This window comes from Edaphobacter bradus (assembly GCF_025685645.1).
In the GTDB taxonomy this organism is placed as follows: Bacteria; Acidobacteriota; Terriglobia; order Terriglobales; family Acidobacteriaceae; genus Edaphobacter; species Edaphobacter bradus.
On sequence record NZ_JAGSYF010000002.1, the window covers coordinates 1030896 to 1044721 of the forward strand.

The 13826-nt window shown below is 60.0% G+C and carries 13 protein-coding genes; 7 read left to right on the plus strand and 6 right to left on the minus strand.

What is annotated here, in order from left to right; genetic code table 11:
• Window positions 1-102 precede the first annotated feature (102 nt).
• Window positions 103-1842 (plus strand): tetratricopeptide repeat protein, encoded by a 1740-nt coding sequence (locus OHL16_RS10385; RefSeq protein ID WP_263367053.1) that lies wholly within the window; start codon window positions 103-105, stop codon window positions 1840-1842.
• Window positions 1843-2691: 849 nt separating this feature from the next.
• Here OHL16_RS10385 and OHL16_RS10390 read toward each other — a convergent pair.
• On the minus strand, window positions 2692-3558 hold the full coding sequence (locus OHL16_RS10390; RefSeq protein WP_263367054.1) for a sugar phosphate isomerase/epimerase family protein: 867 nt from the start codon (window positions 3556-3558) through the stop codon (window positions 2692-2694).
• An 83-nt stretch (window positions 3559-3641) separates the two neighbouring features.
• On the opposite strand from OHL16_RS10390, the gene OHL16_RS10395 reads away from it, so the two are divergent.
• Window positions 3642-4424, plus strand: coding sequence for an SGNH/GDSL hydrolase family protein (locus tag OHL16_RS10395; RefSeq protein WP_263367055.1), 783 nt, complete (start codon window positions 3642-3644; stop codon window positions 4422-4424).
• Window positions 4425-4435: 11 nt separating this feature from the next.
• Window positions 4436-5101: a Rossmann-fold NAD(P)-binding domain-containing protein gene (locus OHL16_RS10400; RefSeq protein WP_263367056.1), complete on the plus strand. Its 666-nt coding sequence runs from the start codon at window positions 4436-4438 to the stop codon at window positions 5099-5101.
• Window positions 5102-5991: 890 nt separating this feature from the next.
• On the opposite strand, the gene glnA is transcribed toward OHL16_RS10400, so the two are convergent.
• From glnA to OHL16_RS10415, 3 genes are all read right to left on the minus strand, one after another.
• Window positions 5992-7413 (minus strand): type I glutamate--ammonia ligase, encoded by a 1422-nt coding sequence (gene glnA / locus OHL16_RS10405; RefSeq protein WP_263367057.1) that lies wholly within the window; start codon window positions 7411-7413, stop codon window positions 5992-5994.
• Window positions 7414-7512: 99 nt separating this feature from the next.
• The gene (locus tag OHL16_RS10410) at window positions 7513-8187 is read right to left on the minus strand and encodes an alpha/beta hydrolase family protein (protein WP_263367058.1); all 675 of its coding nucleotides are present in this window, start codon (window positions 8185-8187) and stop codon (window positions 7513-7515) included.
• Between the two features lie 123 nt (window positions 8188-8310).
• Window positions 8311-8871 (minus strand): TetR/AcrR family transcriptional regulator, encoded by a 561-nt coding sequence (locus OHL16_RS10415; RefSeq protein WP_263367059.1) that lies wholly within the window; start codon window positions 8869-8871, stop codon window positions 8311-8313.
• 150 nt (window positions 8872-9021) lie between these two features.
• Between OHL16_RS10415 and OHL16_RS10420 the strand changes: the two genes are divergently transcribed.
• Window positions 9022-9567, plus strand: a complete 546-nt coding sequence (locus tag OHL16_RS10420) for a carboxymuconolactone decarboxylase family protein (protein ID WP_263367060.1) — start codon at window positions 9022-9024, stop codon at window positions 9565-9567.
• A gap of 233 nt (window positions 9568-9800) precedes the next feature.
• A complete protein-coding gene (locus tag OHL16_RS10425; RefSeq protein WP_263367061.1) occupies window positions 9801-10277 on the plus strand; it encodes a nuclear transport factor 2 family protein in 477 nt (158 codons plus the stop codon).
• 60 nt (window positions 10278-10337) lie between these two features.
• Here the strand turns inward: OHL16_RS10425 and OHL16_RS10430 are convergent, their stop codons facing one another.
• Entirely contained in the window at window positions 10338-10538 is a 201-nt protein-coding gene (locus OHL16_RS10430) for a hypothetical protein (RefSeq protein WP_263367062.1), read from the minus strand.
• Between the two features lie 78 nt (window positions 10539-10616).
• Here OHL16_RS10430 and OHL16_RS10435 point away from each other — a divergent pair, with 78 nt between their 5' ends.
• Together OHL16_RS10435 and ruvB are read left to right on the plus strand one after the other, a co-directional pair.
• Window positions 10617-11090 carry a DUF4126 family protein gene (locus tag OHL16_RS10435; RefSeq protein WP_263367063.1) on the plus strand — a complete coding sequence of 158 codons (474 nt, stop codon included), beginning with the start codon at window positions 10617-10619 and terminating at the stop codon, window positions 11088-11090.
• Between the two features lie 111 nt (window positions 11091-11201).
• Complete coding sequence (gene ruvB / locus OHL16_RS10440; RefSeq protein WP_263367064.1) at window positions 11202-12272, plus strand: Holliday junction branch migration DNA helicase RuvB; 1071 nt, start codon at window positions 11202-11204, stop codon at window positions 12270-12272.
• 641 nt (window positions 12273-12913) lie between these two features.
• Here the strand turns inward: ruvB and murQ are convergent.
• Window positions 12914-13822 (minus strand): N-acetylmuramic acid 6-phosphate etherase, encoded by a 909-nt coding sequence (murQ, locus tag OHL16_RS10445; protein WP_263367065.1) that lies wholly within the window; start codon window positions 13820-13822, stop codon window positions 12914-12916.
• Between the last annotated feature and the right edge of the window lie 4 nt (window positions 13823-13826).

Here is a 13826-nt window from a genome sequence, read left to right on the forward strand (position 1 = left end):
GGGCAGTGACGCGCCGGAGAAAAACCTCGTCTAATCAGGCAGCGGCAAATAAGGAGTCGCCAGGCTGTGCGGATGCCTTCCGGGGATCGGGGGCAAGGGCCCGTGCGATGCTTGGGCACCGGCGGGTGGTGGGCTGGGCTGCGGTCGATCCCTGTTGTGGCGGCTGCTGTTCTCGGGATGATGGTGGTGCTGACGGTCGTGATGGGGCGTCCGTCGCGTGGGATGGCCGGCGGGGACGACCCGGACCGCCGGTGCGCCGCGTGCCACGCGGACATCTACGCGAGCTGGGAAGAGACGACGATGGCGCGGGGAAGCGGGTGGGCGATGGACGGGCTGATCCGCGGGAGTTTTTTTCATGAGCGCTCAAAGGTGAACTACCAGCTGGACAGCAAGGACGGGGAGGCTCGCCTGCGCTACGAGCGTGACCGCCCTGCGTCGGGACAGGCGTTACGCGGCGAGGAACGGCTGGTGTACTACATCGGATCGGGACGGCGGGGACGGACGTATCTGTTTGCGAGGCCGTTGGAGGGTGGGAACCTGTGGTTCGAGGCTCCGGTGAACTGGTACAGCAGGAGGTCGAAGTACGACATGGCTCCGGCGTATGAGAACGCGGAGCGAGCGCCTCTGGCGCTTCAGGTGGAGCCGAACTGTCTGCACTGCCATGCTACGGGTGTGGCGGAGCCGCTGCCGTTTGCGCGGAATGCGTGGGCCGGCGCGCCGTTCCGGCAGGGCGGAGTGGGGTGCGCGGCGTGCCACGGAGACGCGGAGGCGCATGTGGCCTCGGGCGGACGGAAGCCTATGCTGCGGCTGGGGACGCTGACGCCACAGCAGCAGGACAGCGTGTGTCTGCAGTGTCATCTGGAGGGAGATGTGATGATCCAGCGGGCGGGGCGCTCGCTGCGAAGCTTTGAACCGGGGCAGGACCTGTCGGAGACGGCGGTGTATTTTGTGAACGCGAGTTCGGCGACGTCAGCCCTGCGGGCGAGCAGCCAGTATGAGGCGCTGCTGCGAAGCGCGTGCCGGCGTGCTGTGGGCGCGCGGATGACGTGTACGACGTGCCACGATCCGCACAGCCTGCCGCCGGCCGCGGAGCGGGTGGCGTACTTTCGCGCGCGGTGCCTGCAATGCCATACTGCGCCCGGGTTCGACGCGAAGGGCCACCACCCGGAGAAGCCGGACTGCGTGGCGTGCCATATGCCTACGCGGGACACGGCGGATATCTCTCATGAGCAGCTGACGGATCACGACATCGAGGCGAGGCCGCGGGCGAAGACCAAGGCAGTGACGCAGACGGCGAGCGATGGCGTGGCACGCTTCACAGGCGCGGTGAATCTTGTGGCCGTGGGCGAGGGGGCTGCGGGAGATCGCGAGCGAGGGCTGGCGTATACGCAGTTTGCAGAGCGGGACGACAGGCTCTCCTATATGCGTGCGAAGAGCCTGCTGGAGAAGGTGGAGTTTTTCGGACACGCGGATGCCGTGGTTCACGAGGAGCTTGGGTATCTGGCGCAGATCGGCGGCGACAGGACGAAGGCGCAGGCGGAGTACAGAGTCACGCTGGCGATGGATCCGCATGATGCGACGGCGTTGACGGACCTTGCCGTGCTGGAGGCGCAGAGCGGGGCTGTAGCAGATGCGGAGGCGCTACTGAAAGAGGTGACAGAGCACAATCCGGGCCAGACGGCAGCGGTGCTTAGCCTGGCTGCGCTGCGCTGCGCGGAGGGTGGCGGGGCGGCGGCGCGAGAGCTGGTGCAGCTGGCGCTGAAGTACAACCCGGACGATGCCGCGGCGCGACGGTTTGAGGAGACGGGCGAATACGGCGGCATGCACTGCCGTCTGCGCTGAGGATTCGCGCCCTAGTGTGCCATCTTTTCGAGGGGGTAGCCCTGAGTGAAGTAGAGCCAGCTTAAGCCTGATATAAACTCCTCAAACAATGTCCGTTACGTTTTCCAGGACCGTGCTGTGGCTCTTCTCAGCATTTTTTATCTTCACAACGATTCGGGGAATATCTCGTGAGATTAGAAATGTTCGTCGGCACAACCTCGGCTGGTTGACTGGCTTAACGGGCTTTCTTGTTCTTGTAGGTATGGGAGGATTTCTCGCACAGTCGCTGGTAGGTACGGGCGCGCTGCCGCTCCCAAACTCCTTTCAGTGGCCCGCTGGCAATGTGAAAGGTGTAGCAAAAACGCCAGATGGCATCTATGTGGTTCCGCTTGTGCCAGCTTCTAGAGTACAACTCTATGACTCTCAATGGAGATTTCTATTTGGCTGGAGTGTGGACACTGGTGGCAAAGATTTCATTGTAGGCAGCACGCCGGACGGAGTCATCGAGGTGCGTACTAGCGCGTACGAATATTCATTTTCGCAGGATGGAAGGCTGCTCAATAAGGAACGCGCGAGGATGTCTGTCGATGAGTCGAGATCTATCCTCTCTTTCTCATCCCAATCTGTTGCGGTGCCGACTTCTCCATACCTGTGGATTTTTTCTAGCCCGTTTCTTTCGTGGGGAGTAGGAGTGTTGGGCATGATTGGATTAAGGTCGGCGAGCAGGGCTATACGTCCGAAAACTTAGCAGGAAGGGATCTAGAACAGACAACGGCAACCGCAACAACTACCGCAGGTCCTTCGACTACGCTGCGCTCCGCTCAGGATGACACGTTTAGGGGTGGTGGATTGGCGGGTTTGCTCAGGAGGTCAGGAGGGGTTGGATTCGACCAGGTCTTCGACGTTGCGGGCTTGCTGATCGAAGGCTTCGGTGGCCTTCTTTGTGACGGAGTCGGCGGTTTCGTTGAGCTCGTGGGCGATCTCGAGGATGCCGGGGACTTCAGCGGGGAGCGTGGCGGTGAGGCGGGCGAGGTTGGTCCAGTCGATTTCGGCGGTGCCGGGCCAGAGGTGTTCGTCGCGCAGGCCGTGGTTGTCGTGGAGGTGGAGCTCGGCGATGCGGGGGCGGAGGAGCTCGAACGCGTGGTCGATGCCAGTGTCGCTCAGGTGCGCGTGGCCTACGTCGAGGGTGATGCCGACGTTGTTGAAGTGGCCGATGTGGAGGATTTCGAGGATGTGCTCAGGCGTGGTGACCTCGTTCTGGAGGTTCTCGATAAGCACCTTGACGCCGAGCGGGTGGGCGAAGGCCTTGATGTGCTCGATGGCGGTGAGGGAGTTATCGATGGCGAGGGTGTTCCAGGGGTCGTCCTTGAGGCCGAGGTGGAGTGTGATGGCGGAGATGGGGATCTGCTCGGCGGTCTCGAGGGCGCGCTTGACCTCGTCCATGGCCTCGATGCGCTGGGACTTGTCGGGCGAGATGAGGGAGAGTGTGGCGGGAACGTGGCGCGACCAGCGCTCGGAGAGCTCGGGGGTGAAGATGGGCTGGTGGAGCGTGGCGCGCAGGCCGGTGTCGCGAAACCAGTTGGCTGTCTCACGGACGGTGGGGCGGTCGGTGTAGTCGAAGTGGTGGCGCGCGGCGAAGAGCTCAATGGTGCGGGCTCCGCTGCGCTGGAGCGCGTCGAGCAGGCCGGGGTGGAGGCGCTGGGAGAGGAAGACGAGGGTGGAGATTCCGGTCTGCATCCTTAGTCAAAAGGGTACAACAGGAAGAGGTATTGAGGGCTCTTCAAGTAGGATAGGCGCGGAGTTTTTCTGGGAGGGATTGAATGCGTTGGATTTGTGTGACGTTGGTGTTGGCGGGGACGCTGTGGGGGCAGACGGGGGTGGTGTCGACTCCAGCGGCGCAGGCTTCGGCCCAAACTTCGATTGAGCCCGATGCGGCGAAGCAGATCGCCGCGATGCAGAAGAAGCTGGACGACTGGCCGCAGCTTGGAAGGTACCGGGAGGCGAATGCAGCGCTGTCTGCTCAGGATGCTAAAGGCGGGGCGGCGGACGAGAAGCGCGTGGTGTTTTATGGTGATTCGATTACGGATGCGTGGGCGCAGAAGCCTGACGAGTTCTTTCCCGGCAGGCCGTATGTGGGGCGCGGGATCAGCGGGCAGACGACTCCGCAGATGCTGGTGCGGTTCCAGCAGGACGTGGTGCAACTGAAGCCGGCGGTGGTCGTGATTCTTGCAGGCACGAACGACATTGCTGGGAATACGGGGCCTTCGACGCCGCAGATGATCGAGGACAACTTCGAGTCGATGATTGCGATTGCGCGGGCGAACGGGATCAAGGTGGTGATCGCGTCGATATTGCCTGCAGATCACTTCGGCTGGAAGCCAGGCGCGCGGCCGGCGGAGCAGATTCGCGCAATGAATTCGCGGTTGAAGGCGATGTGCGAGCGCGAGGGGCTGGTGTATCTGGACTACTACTCGAAGATGGCGAACGCGCAGGGCGGACTGGACTTGGAGCTTGCGAAGGATGGCGTGCATCCAACGTCGAAGGGATACGCGATGATGTCTCCGTTGGCGGAGAAGGCGATCGCTGAGGCCCTTGCGAGGTAAAGGATCAAAGGATGAAGGTGATTCTGTTTGGCGCGACGGGAATGGTGGGGCAGGGTGTACTTCGCGAGTGCCTGCTCGATGACGGAGTGAGCGAGGTTCTGGCGGTGGGGCGGAGTTGCGCGGGGATCTCGGATGGGAAGGTGAACGAGATTCTGCAGCAGGACCTGCACGACCTGGCTCCGATTGAGGAGCAGTTGCGTGGATACGATGTCTGCCTCTTCTGCCTTGGAGCTTCGTCGGCGGGGATGAGCGAGGCGGAGTACCGGCGCGTGACCTACGACCTGACGCTCGCAATCGCAGAGACGCTGGTTCGGCTGAATCCAGCGATGACGTTTCTGTATATCTCGGGCGCGGGAACGAACGCGAAGAGCAGGCAGATGTGGGCGAGGGTGAAGGGCGAGACGGAGAATGCTCTGCTGGGGCTTGGGTTCAGGGCGGCGTATATGTTGCGGCCCGGATATATACAGCCGCTGCATGGGATCGAGTCAAAGACGAAGCTGTATCAGAGGTTCTATGACGTGCTGAGCCCGATGTATCCGCTGCTGGTGAAAGTGGCGCGGAGGTATGTGATCTCGACCGAAGAGCTGGGCAAGGCGATGCTGCGGATCGCGAGGAACGGCGCGCCGAAACAGGTGCTGGAGGCTGCAGACCTGGTGCGGATTAGCGGGGGTTCGTAAGGCAGGATACCGGAAGCGAGAACCTATCTCATAAAATCGACGAGCCGGGTTCGCTGGGCCTCGGTGAACTCCCGTATTGCCGGTGATACGCCCGTAGACTCCTCTGCCCAGCTCCGCAGCAGGACACGCTAAACTTCCTTGGATGGATGAGTTCTCGGCTACTCGTGTGTTCGGGCTATTGACCCGGCTACAGCAGGCTGTATTCGGTTCTGATCATCACAACAACTGCGAGCCAAGTGAAAAACGCGGGCGAGTTCTGCTGAAAGCCTGCACCGACAAGCGTCTCCCTTAAATCGTCCCGCTCGAAATAGACTGGCACTAATTAGCTATTTTACAAGGAGTTAGCGTGAGTAATAGGATTTCGTGCTAGGGAACTGTAAGCGACTATGCTAAGAGCAAGAAAATTTCGATGGTGGAGTATTTACCTCGCCTTGCAATTAGCAGGTTTGTTTCACCTCTTTATCCCACTGCCTTACCACTATCGGCACTCTTTGGGTCGGCTCTTTATACAACCTTTACTGCCCGGCGGACCACTTGCCATGTGGCTCGATTCCTATGTGCTTCGTCGGACAAGACTGACCCTATCTGATGATGTTCTGGTTGCGATAGTAACTTTGTTGATCAACTGTGGGTTATTCGCACTTGCCATTGGCGTTGTGAGTTGGGCTGTTCGAGTGCGCAGGAATTCCTGGAGAGCAAACGCGTACACCAGAGAGTGATTCTCCAACGCTCTCTGGGCATTCTGGCGCGAGAGCAAAGCGTTCTAGTTCAGCCAGCGCGCATGCGTAATGGAAGTATGGTCGGCAACCCGGAAGTAATTCTGCCAAGCTTCGCCGACCAGGGGCATTTATGAGATGGGTTGTAGTCTCGAACCCGGAACGAGACCTGGCTCAGAGATCGAAGTAGAGGAAGAATTCGTACGGAACCGGACGTAGGTTTACTGGGGCTAATTCCCGTTCCCGCTTGTAGCTCAGCCACGTTTCAATCACGTCTGGCGTGAACACGTCGCCCTCCAGCAGCCAGTCGTGGTCCTTTTCCAGCGCGTCTAGTACCTCGCCGAGCGAACCTGGGGTGCTGGTGATTTTCGCTGCTTCCTCGGGCTCAAGCTCGTAGAGATCCTTGTCAATGGGCTGGCCCGGATCGATCTTATTGCGGATTCCATCGAGACCGGCCATCAGCTGGGCCGCGAAACACAAGTAGGGGTTGGCCGCCGGATCCGGACAGCGGAACTCGACACGCTTGGACTTCGGGCTCCTGGAGTAGACAGGAATGCGCACGGCTGCAGACCGGTTGCGTTGGGAATAGACCAGGTTCACAGGAGCCTCAAATCCAGGGACCAGCCGCCGGTATGAATTGGTGGTCGGCGCACACAGGCCGAGCAGCGCGGATGCGTGCCGCAGCAGACCGCCGATGTAGTATTTCGCCGTCTGGCTGATCTGGGCGTAGCCCTTCTCGTCAAAGAACAGATTTGTCTTGTCCTTCCACAGGCTCTGGTGGACATGCATGCCTGAGCCGTTGTCGCCGAAGAGCGGCTTGGGCATGAACGTGGCAACCTTGCCATGCTTCTTCGCGACGTTGCGGATGACGTACTTGTAAAACATCACGTTGTCCGCCATCTGAGTGAGGGTCGTATACCGCATGTCGATCTCGCCCTGCCCTGCAGTGCCAACCTCATGATGATGAACTTCGGCGTGTACACCTACCGCCTTCAGCTTCAGCATGATCTCGGAGCGAACGTCCTGCAGGGTGTCGGCCGGAGGAACCGGAAAGTAGCCTTCCTTGTGCCGCAGTTTGTATCCGAGATTCGGATTCTCCTCGCGGCCCGCGTTCCAGATGCCTTCATCCGAATCGATGTAGTAGTAGCCGCAATGGGCATTTTGGTCGTAGCGGACGTCGTCGAAGATATAGAACTCTAACTCCGGACCCCAATAGCTCAGGTCTGCGAGTCCGGCGCTCTTGAGATAATTCTCGGCTTTCTGGGCGATGTATCGCGGGTCGCGGCTGTATCGTTGACGCGTAACAGGGTCCAGGACATTGCAGATCAAACTCAGGGTCGGGATCTCGAGCGTCGGATCCACGCGAGCGGTCCTGGGGTCTGCAACGAGCAACATGTCACTTTCGTGGATGACCTGAAATCCACGTATGCTCGATCCGTCGAAGCCAATCCCTTCCTCAAAAAGATCGCCATCCAGGTCCTCGACAGGAATTGAGAAATGCTGCCAGACTCCCGGCAGGTCGACGAACCTCAAATCCACAATTTTGACGACTGCCTCTTTGGCGAGTTGCAGGACTTCCGCCGGAGTTTCGGGCATAATTGCTCTCCTCTCCTTGCCGATAGTGCATTTTGCTAAAGAGAATTTTGCGAGACCCAGAGACTTGAGCCAGAACAATAGTACAAGTGCTACGGAGCGTCAAGAATGAGTTCTTGTGCGTGCGAATAGCCGAAATGCCTCCACCACGATTTTCGGCAGGTCATCGCGGTTGCGTTTTGTCATCAGTTCGTGGCCCGCGTCGTTGATGGGGAGCAGCTCTGTCTTCGCTTCGATGAGCTTGAGCGCGGAAGTGATCTCGTCGATGGAGCCGAATCCGTCGCAGGTGCCGCTGACGAAGAGCGCTGGGGTTCGCAGGCTGGGGAAGTGCGCTGTCCGCAGGTCGGCGGGTTTTTGCGGCGGATGCAGCGGGTAGGAGAGGAGCAACAGGGAGTCGACGAGCGAGGGTTCGGCGGCGGCGAGCATGGAGGCCATCCTGCCGCCATAGGAGTGGCCGCCGAGGAAGATGCGGCCTGAGGTCTGGCGGCGGATGGAGGCGATCGCCGCCCGGAGTCCCTGTTGGTCGCGCTCCGCGCTGCCGCGTGGAGGCGGGCCGTACGGACGTTGCTGGCGAAAGGGGAGATTGCAGCGCAGGACGGTGACGCCTGCGTCGCAGAAGGCTTCGGCCAGTGCGAGGAGCAGGGGAGCGTTGCAGTTTGCTCCGGCCCCGTGGGTGAGGATGAGAGCGTCGCCGAGGGGTTTGGCGGGCCGGTGGAGAAAGCCTCGAACGGGGATTGCGTCGGGAGGCGTGTCAACGAATTCCTGGCAGGAGCTCATCAGCGATATGTTAGCTGCTGGGCAGAAGGAGTGATGAGACTCCGCCGCCGGATAGCGCATTTGACGCTATGGGAAAACAAGCTTCAGGAGGAATGATGAGCGAGAATGCTTCGTTGAGCTGGCCTAACTTACAGTCAGAAGCTCCGGCAGCAGCTTTAGACTTCGTTGAAAGTGGCCGTTGTCTCCGAGAACGCGCGATAACACTAAGGAGCCTTCGATCCTGAGGACTGCTTCTTCTGCTCGGCTGCGGGCCAATGCAGGGGCAAGGCCGCTTTCCCGAGCAATCTCTGTGAACGACTTGATCCATGCCTGCATAGCTGCTTTGACGGTTGCGATCATCTGTTCGCTACCGCCAGGAATGGAGAGAACTTCGATGACGCAGGCTTTTGTCCCGTCCGAGTAGAATCCGCGCAAATTTTCCGTAATGATGCTGATACGCTTTCGGGGCGACCCTTCGCCCTTCAACGGTTCAAAAACCTTTTCCTGAAGGCCCGCGGTGACCCCCGAAACGACGGCCATGGCGATTTCATCTTTCCCGCCGGGGAAACGGTAATAGAGGCTTGCCTTCTCAAGGCCGGTTGCCTCCGCGAGCATACTCAGACTGACGCCGTGGAAACCATACGTTCGAAACAGGTCGAGGGCTTTATCTAAAAACTCGTCATCGCTGATCGTCCGGTGCGCCATCTGATTACCTCTGTATCAATAGATACCGTCCATTCGGTAGGGATTCACAAACATTCTACAGGGGGAGATTTTTCTGAATCTTTACCGAACGGTCGGTATCTAAGAGAGTGTAACACCGAAACTGCCCAGCCGGGCTAAGGAGAAGCAACTATGTCACGTCTCACCGCAATCAACCCATCCACCGCAACCGGGAAGTCCAAGGAACTGCTTGACGCTGTCAAGGGAAAGCTCGGCCTTGTCCCCAACATGACGAAGGTGATGGCCAATGCACCCGCCGTGCTCGAAGGCTATCTGGCCTTCAGTGGAGCCCTGGGACACGGTCTTCTGGACGCGCAGACTCGCGAGCGGCTCGCGCTGGTGACGGCCCAGCAGAATCAATGCGATTACTGCCTGTCGGCTCATTCGGCCATCGGTAAGATGGTGGGACTGAAGCCGGAAGAGCTCATCGAGAGCCGCGAAGGCCGCGGCGGGAGCGAGCGCACCACCGCAGCCCTCACCTTTGCCAAGCGGGTGCTTGAGTCCAAAGGCCAGATTACAGACGCAGACCTGGCCGCCGTTCGAGCTGCCGGCTATTCAGATGGCGAAGTGGCGGAGATTATCGCGCACGTCGCCCTGAACGTGCTGACGAACTACTTCAACATCGCGACCGGCGTTGACATCGACTTCCCCAGGGTTTCCTTTGCTGAAGTCGCTTAACAATTTTGTGGAATGCAACAGCAGCCTGCAGCGCCTAAGCGGTTCTGCGGGCTGCCATGAGGCTGGTCGTGTACGTCAGGGAAATCTGGCGCTATCGGTAAAGAGTATGCGTGGAGAAGGCATCGAGTCGTCGGCAATCCGGAAATGACTTACTGGTGGTTGCTTACAGCTTCGTACCCGATGCGAAATTCCGGCGTAGAGTAGAACGTTGTAGTTCGCAACAGGAGGAGTGTATGGCTGTGAGTACGCAGGTGAGTCTGGTGCCTCCGTTTACGCGGGAGAGCGCGACGGCGAAGGTGAGGCGTGCGGAGGATGGGTGGAATACGCGCGATCCCGAGACGGTTTCGCTGGCTTATACGGTAGACAGCCGGTGGAGAAACCGCTCGGAGTTTGTGAACGGGCGCGAGGCGATCGTCGCTTTTCTGACGCGGAAGTGGTCGCGCGAGCTCGAGTACAGGCTTATCAAGGAGCTGTGGGCGTTCGATGGCGCGCGCATCGCGGTGCGCTTTGCCTACGAGTGCCACGATGCGCAGGGACAGTGGTGGCGCAGCTACGGCAATGAGAACTGGGAGTTCGACGAGCAGGGGTTGATGAAGGCTCGGTACGCGTGCATCAACGACCTTGCGATCACGGAGGCGGAGCGGCTGTTTCACTGGCCGATCGGGCGCAGGCCGGACGACCATCCAGAGCTGAGCGACCTGGGGCTCTAAGCGTCTTCCACCGAAGTCGGTGACGCCACCGTCTGGATCCATGATGGGTTACTTCGCTGGTTACGTCGGGTCTACGACGCGGTGACGTTCTTCATCGCCAGTGCCGCCGACCTGTTGCAGTAAACGAACGGGCTTCTCACCTGCCGCGAGGAGGGGCTCGTTTTGTTTTTGAGAATGCAAAAAAGGAAAACCTTTTGCGCTTTCTGTTGATTTGGAAGACAATGCCAGACACTTGAGGTTGGCGTGGAAGCTCGTCGCCACGCTTGGGCCCCGGCAATCCCCTTGCTGTGTTTCAAAGAGTGCGGCTCCATGCTCGCTGAAAAGAAGGTGGTGTGGCCCATGAATTTTCCTGTCTTGTTTCTGTGTTTTCTGATCGGATGTGTTGCCGGTCTGCGCTCGTTTATGGCCCCGGCGATTGTGTGCGCTGGCGCCTACATGGGCTGGTTGCATGTGGCCGAAACGCCGATGCGGTTCTTCGGCTCGCGGCTGACAATGATTCTCTTTCTGATCCTGGCGATCGTCGAGCTGATTATGGACAAGCTGCCCAGCACCCCGCCGCGAACAGGCCCGGTGGGGCTGGTCGCGCGCATCGTGACCGGAGGACTGTCGGGCGCGGCGGTGGCGGTCGGAGCGGGCGCGGGGCTGGTGGCCGGAGCCGCGCTGGGAGCGGCCGGCGGAATCGTGGGAGCCTATGCGGGATACTACATGCGGCGCGGGCTGGTGCGGCAGATGAATCTGCCGGACTTTGTCGTGGCAGTGATCGAGGACCTGCTTACGATCTCGGGCGGACTGTTTGTGGTTTCGCGGTTGTAAGGTCCCTCGCGCTGCTTCGGAGTGCACCCCACACCGCTCTGTTGCTGGAACTGAGGCGGTCGCGGGATTGGAGTTTGCTTCGCGGGGATGTTCGCCTTACCATCGCCTTGAGTGGATTTTGCGAAGAACAAGACGAAGATTGAACTGAACCGGGGTGCGCGGTCGGAGGAGGCGGAACGGTTGGTCTCCGCCGGGCGTGTGGATGAGGATGCGGCGTTTGAGCTGAAGCTGAGGCCGACGCGGCTGGCGGAGTTCATCGGGCAGGAGAAGGCGAAGGAGCAACTGGCGATTGCGCTGGAGGCGGCGAAGTCGCGCGGCGAGGCTCTGGACCACGTGCTGCTCTTCGGGCCTCCGGGACTGGGCAAGACGACGCTCGCGACGATCATTGCGAATGAGCTGGGAGTTGGGTATCAGCAGACGAGCGGCCCGGCGCTGCAGATCCAGGGCGACCTGACGGCGATCCTGACGAACATCCGCGACCGGCAGGTGCTGTTTCTCGACGAAATTCACAGGCTGCAGCCGGTGCTTGAGGAAAAGCTGTACACGGCGCTCGAGGACTACAAGCTGGACATCATGATCGGGCAGGGCCCGGCGGCGCGCACGCACGTGATGGAGATCAAGCCGTTCACGTTTGTGGCGGCGACGACGCGGCCGGGGCTGCTCTCGTCGCCGCTGCGGTCGCGGTTCGGGATTCTGCTGCGGCTCGAGTTCTACACCGACGACGAGCTGCGGTTTGTGGTGGAGCGTTCTGCCGAGGTGTTGGGGGTTCCGATCGATCAGGACGGCGCGGCGGAGATCGCGATGCGCTCGCGGGGAACGCCGCGAATCGCCAACCGGCTGTTGCGGCGCGTGCGGGACTACGCGCAGGTGCGGGCCGCGGGGAAGATCGACCGAGCCACCGCGCAGGCGGCGCTGACGCTGCTCGAAGTGGACGCGCATGGCTTCGATGAGCTTGACCGGCGGCTGCTCAGGACGATCATCGAGAAGTACGACGGCGGGCCGGTGGGGCTGAATACGCTGGCTGCGGCGCTTGCCGAGGAGCAGGACGCGCTGGAGGAGGTGTATGAGCCGTTCCTGATCCAGATTGGGTTTCTGGATCGCACGCCGCGTGGAAGGGTGGCTACGCGGCTGGCGTATGAGCATCTGGGGATTGAGATGCCGAGAAAACTAAGTCTGTTTTGATATATTTGGCTCTTTTGTCCTTAACAGAATTAGAATTCGGAAATAATCGACCTTACAACTGGCAGCTAGGACTCTGAGTGCGACAAAACCCTTTGCTTCGATTTTCAAGCCTTGCAATGTGCATTGTGTCGGCCGTTATATCCTCGTCTGCGCAGAGCACTCCCACCCTTCCCCCGCAAGTAAAAGTTACGTTCTACGCCAGCGGAAATTTTCTGAAATCCGCAATGCCTGGTTACAAATACGGGAAATTTTCAGGCAGGATTATGGACGAATACAATCAACTCGCAATGCTTACATTCGATCGCTTTGTTACGTTTAATCTTGACCCCGGCCCACACACCTTTTCTGCAAATTCGTGGATGATACCGAGACCAGAAACTGGGGGGCACCTGAAGGTTGATCTCGTAGCGGGTAAGCACTATTACATCGGAGTGTATTTGCAAACGTACCTGTACCTATCGAGATTTCGGTTGGAGGAACGGACTTGCGACGAAGCGCAGCAAGAGAACAAAAGCACAAAGCCGCTTGACGCGAAGCACATCAAGGATTATGGGGTGCCGAGGTTTGTCTCCGACACCTCCTTTCCGACATGTCCATAGCAATAGAGATTGTTCCGAAACCGTCTATAATTATCCGCGAATTTAGCTGGGGAGATTTCGCAGCAGCAATCCTAGACGGTCATTAGAATTCCTAAGGGCAGCTTCCGCAGCGGAGCGGTCCAGCCCGAGTTTCTGCATGGCGATGGCGACCTTTACGTTGCCTGCCTCTTCGAGCAGTTTTGCAGCGGCTGCGCGGTCGATTCCCGTAGCGTCGGTGATGATGCGATGGGCTCGGTCCACTAACTTCTCATTCGTTGGCTGCACGTTGACCATCAGGTTGCCGTAGACGGCTCCGGTGCGAATCATCACGCCGGTCGAGAGCATGTTGAGGACGAGCTTGGTGGCGGTTCCGGCCTTGAGGCGCGTGGAGCCGGTGACGACTTCCGGGCCGGTGACCGGGGCGATGGCGATGTCGGCGAGCGCCGCCATCTGGGAGTCTGCGACACAGGTGAGCGAGATGGTGAGGGCGCCGAGTTTGCGCGAGTGCTCCATCGCGCCGAGGACGTAGGGAGTGCGGCCGCTGGCGGCGATGCCTACGAGCGTGTCCGGGGCTCCATTGGCGCAGAAGCCTGCGGAGGCGAGGTCGGCTGCGCCCTGCTCTCGGGAGTCCTCGGACTTTTCGCTGGATTTGCGCAGCGCGGAGTCTCCGCCGGCGATGAGTCCCTGCACGAGCGTCGGCGGGACGGAGAAGGTGGGTGGGCACTCGCTGGCGTCGAGCACGCCGAGGCGGCCGCTGGTTCCGGCGCCGATATAGAAGAGGCGTCCGCCGCGCTCGAAGCGCTCGGCGATGGCGTCGACGGCCTTGGCGATGTGAGGCAGCTCTATGGCGACCGCGAGAGGAACGCTCTGGTCTTCCTGATTGATGACGGTGAGCATCTCGAGGGTGGGGAGCTGGTCGATGTGCTCGGTGCGGGGATTGCGGGCTTCCGTGGTGAGTGCGGCGAGATTCATGCTG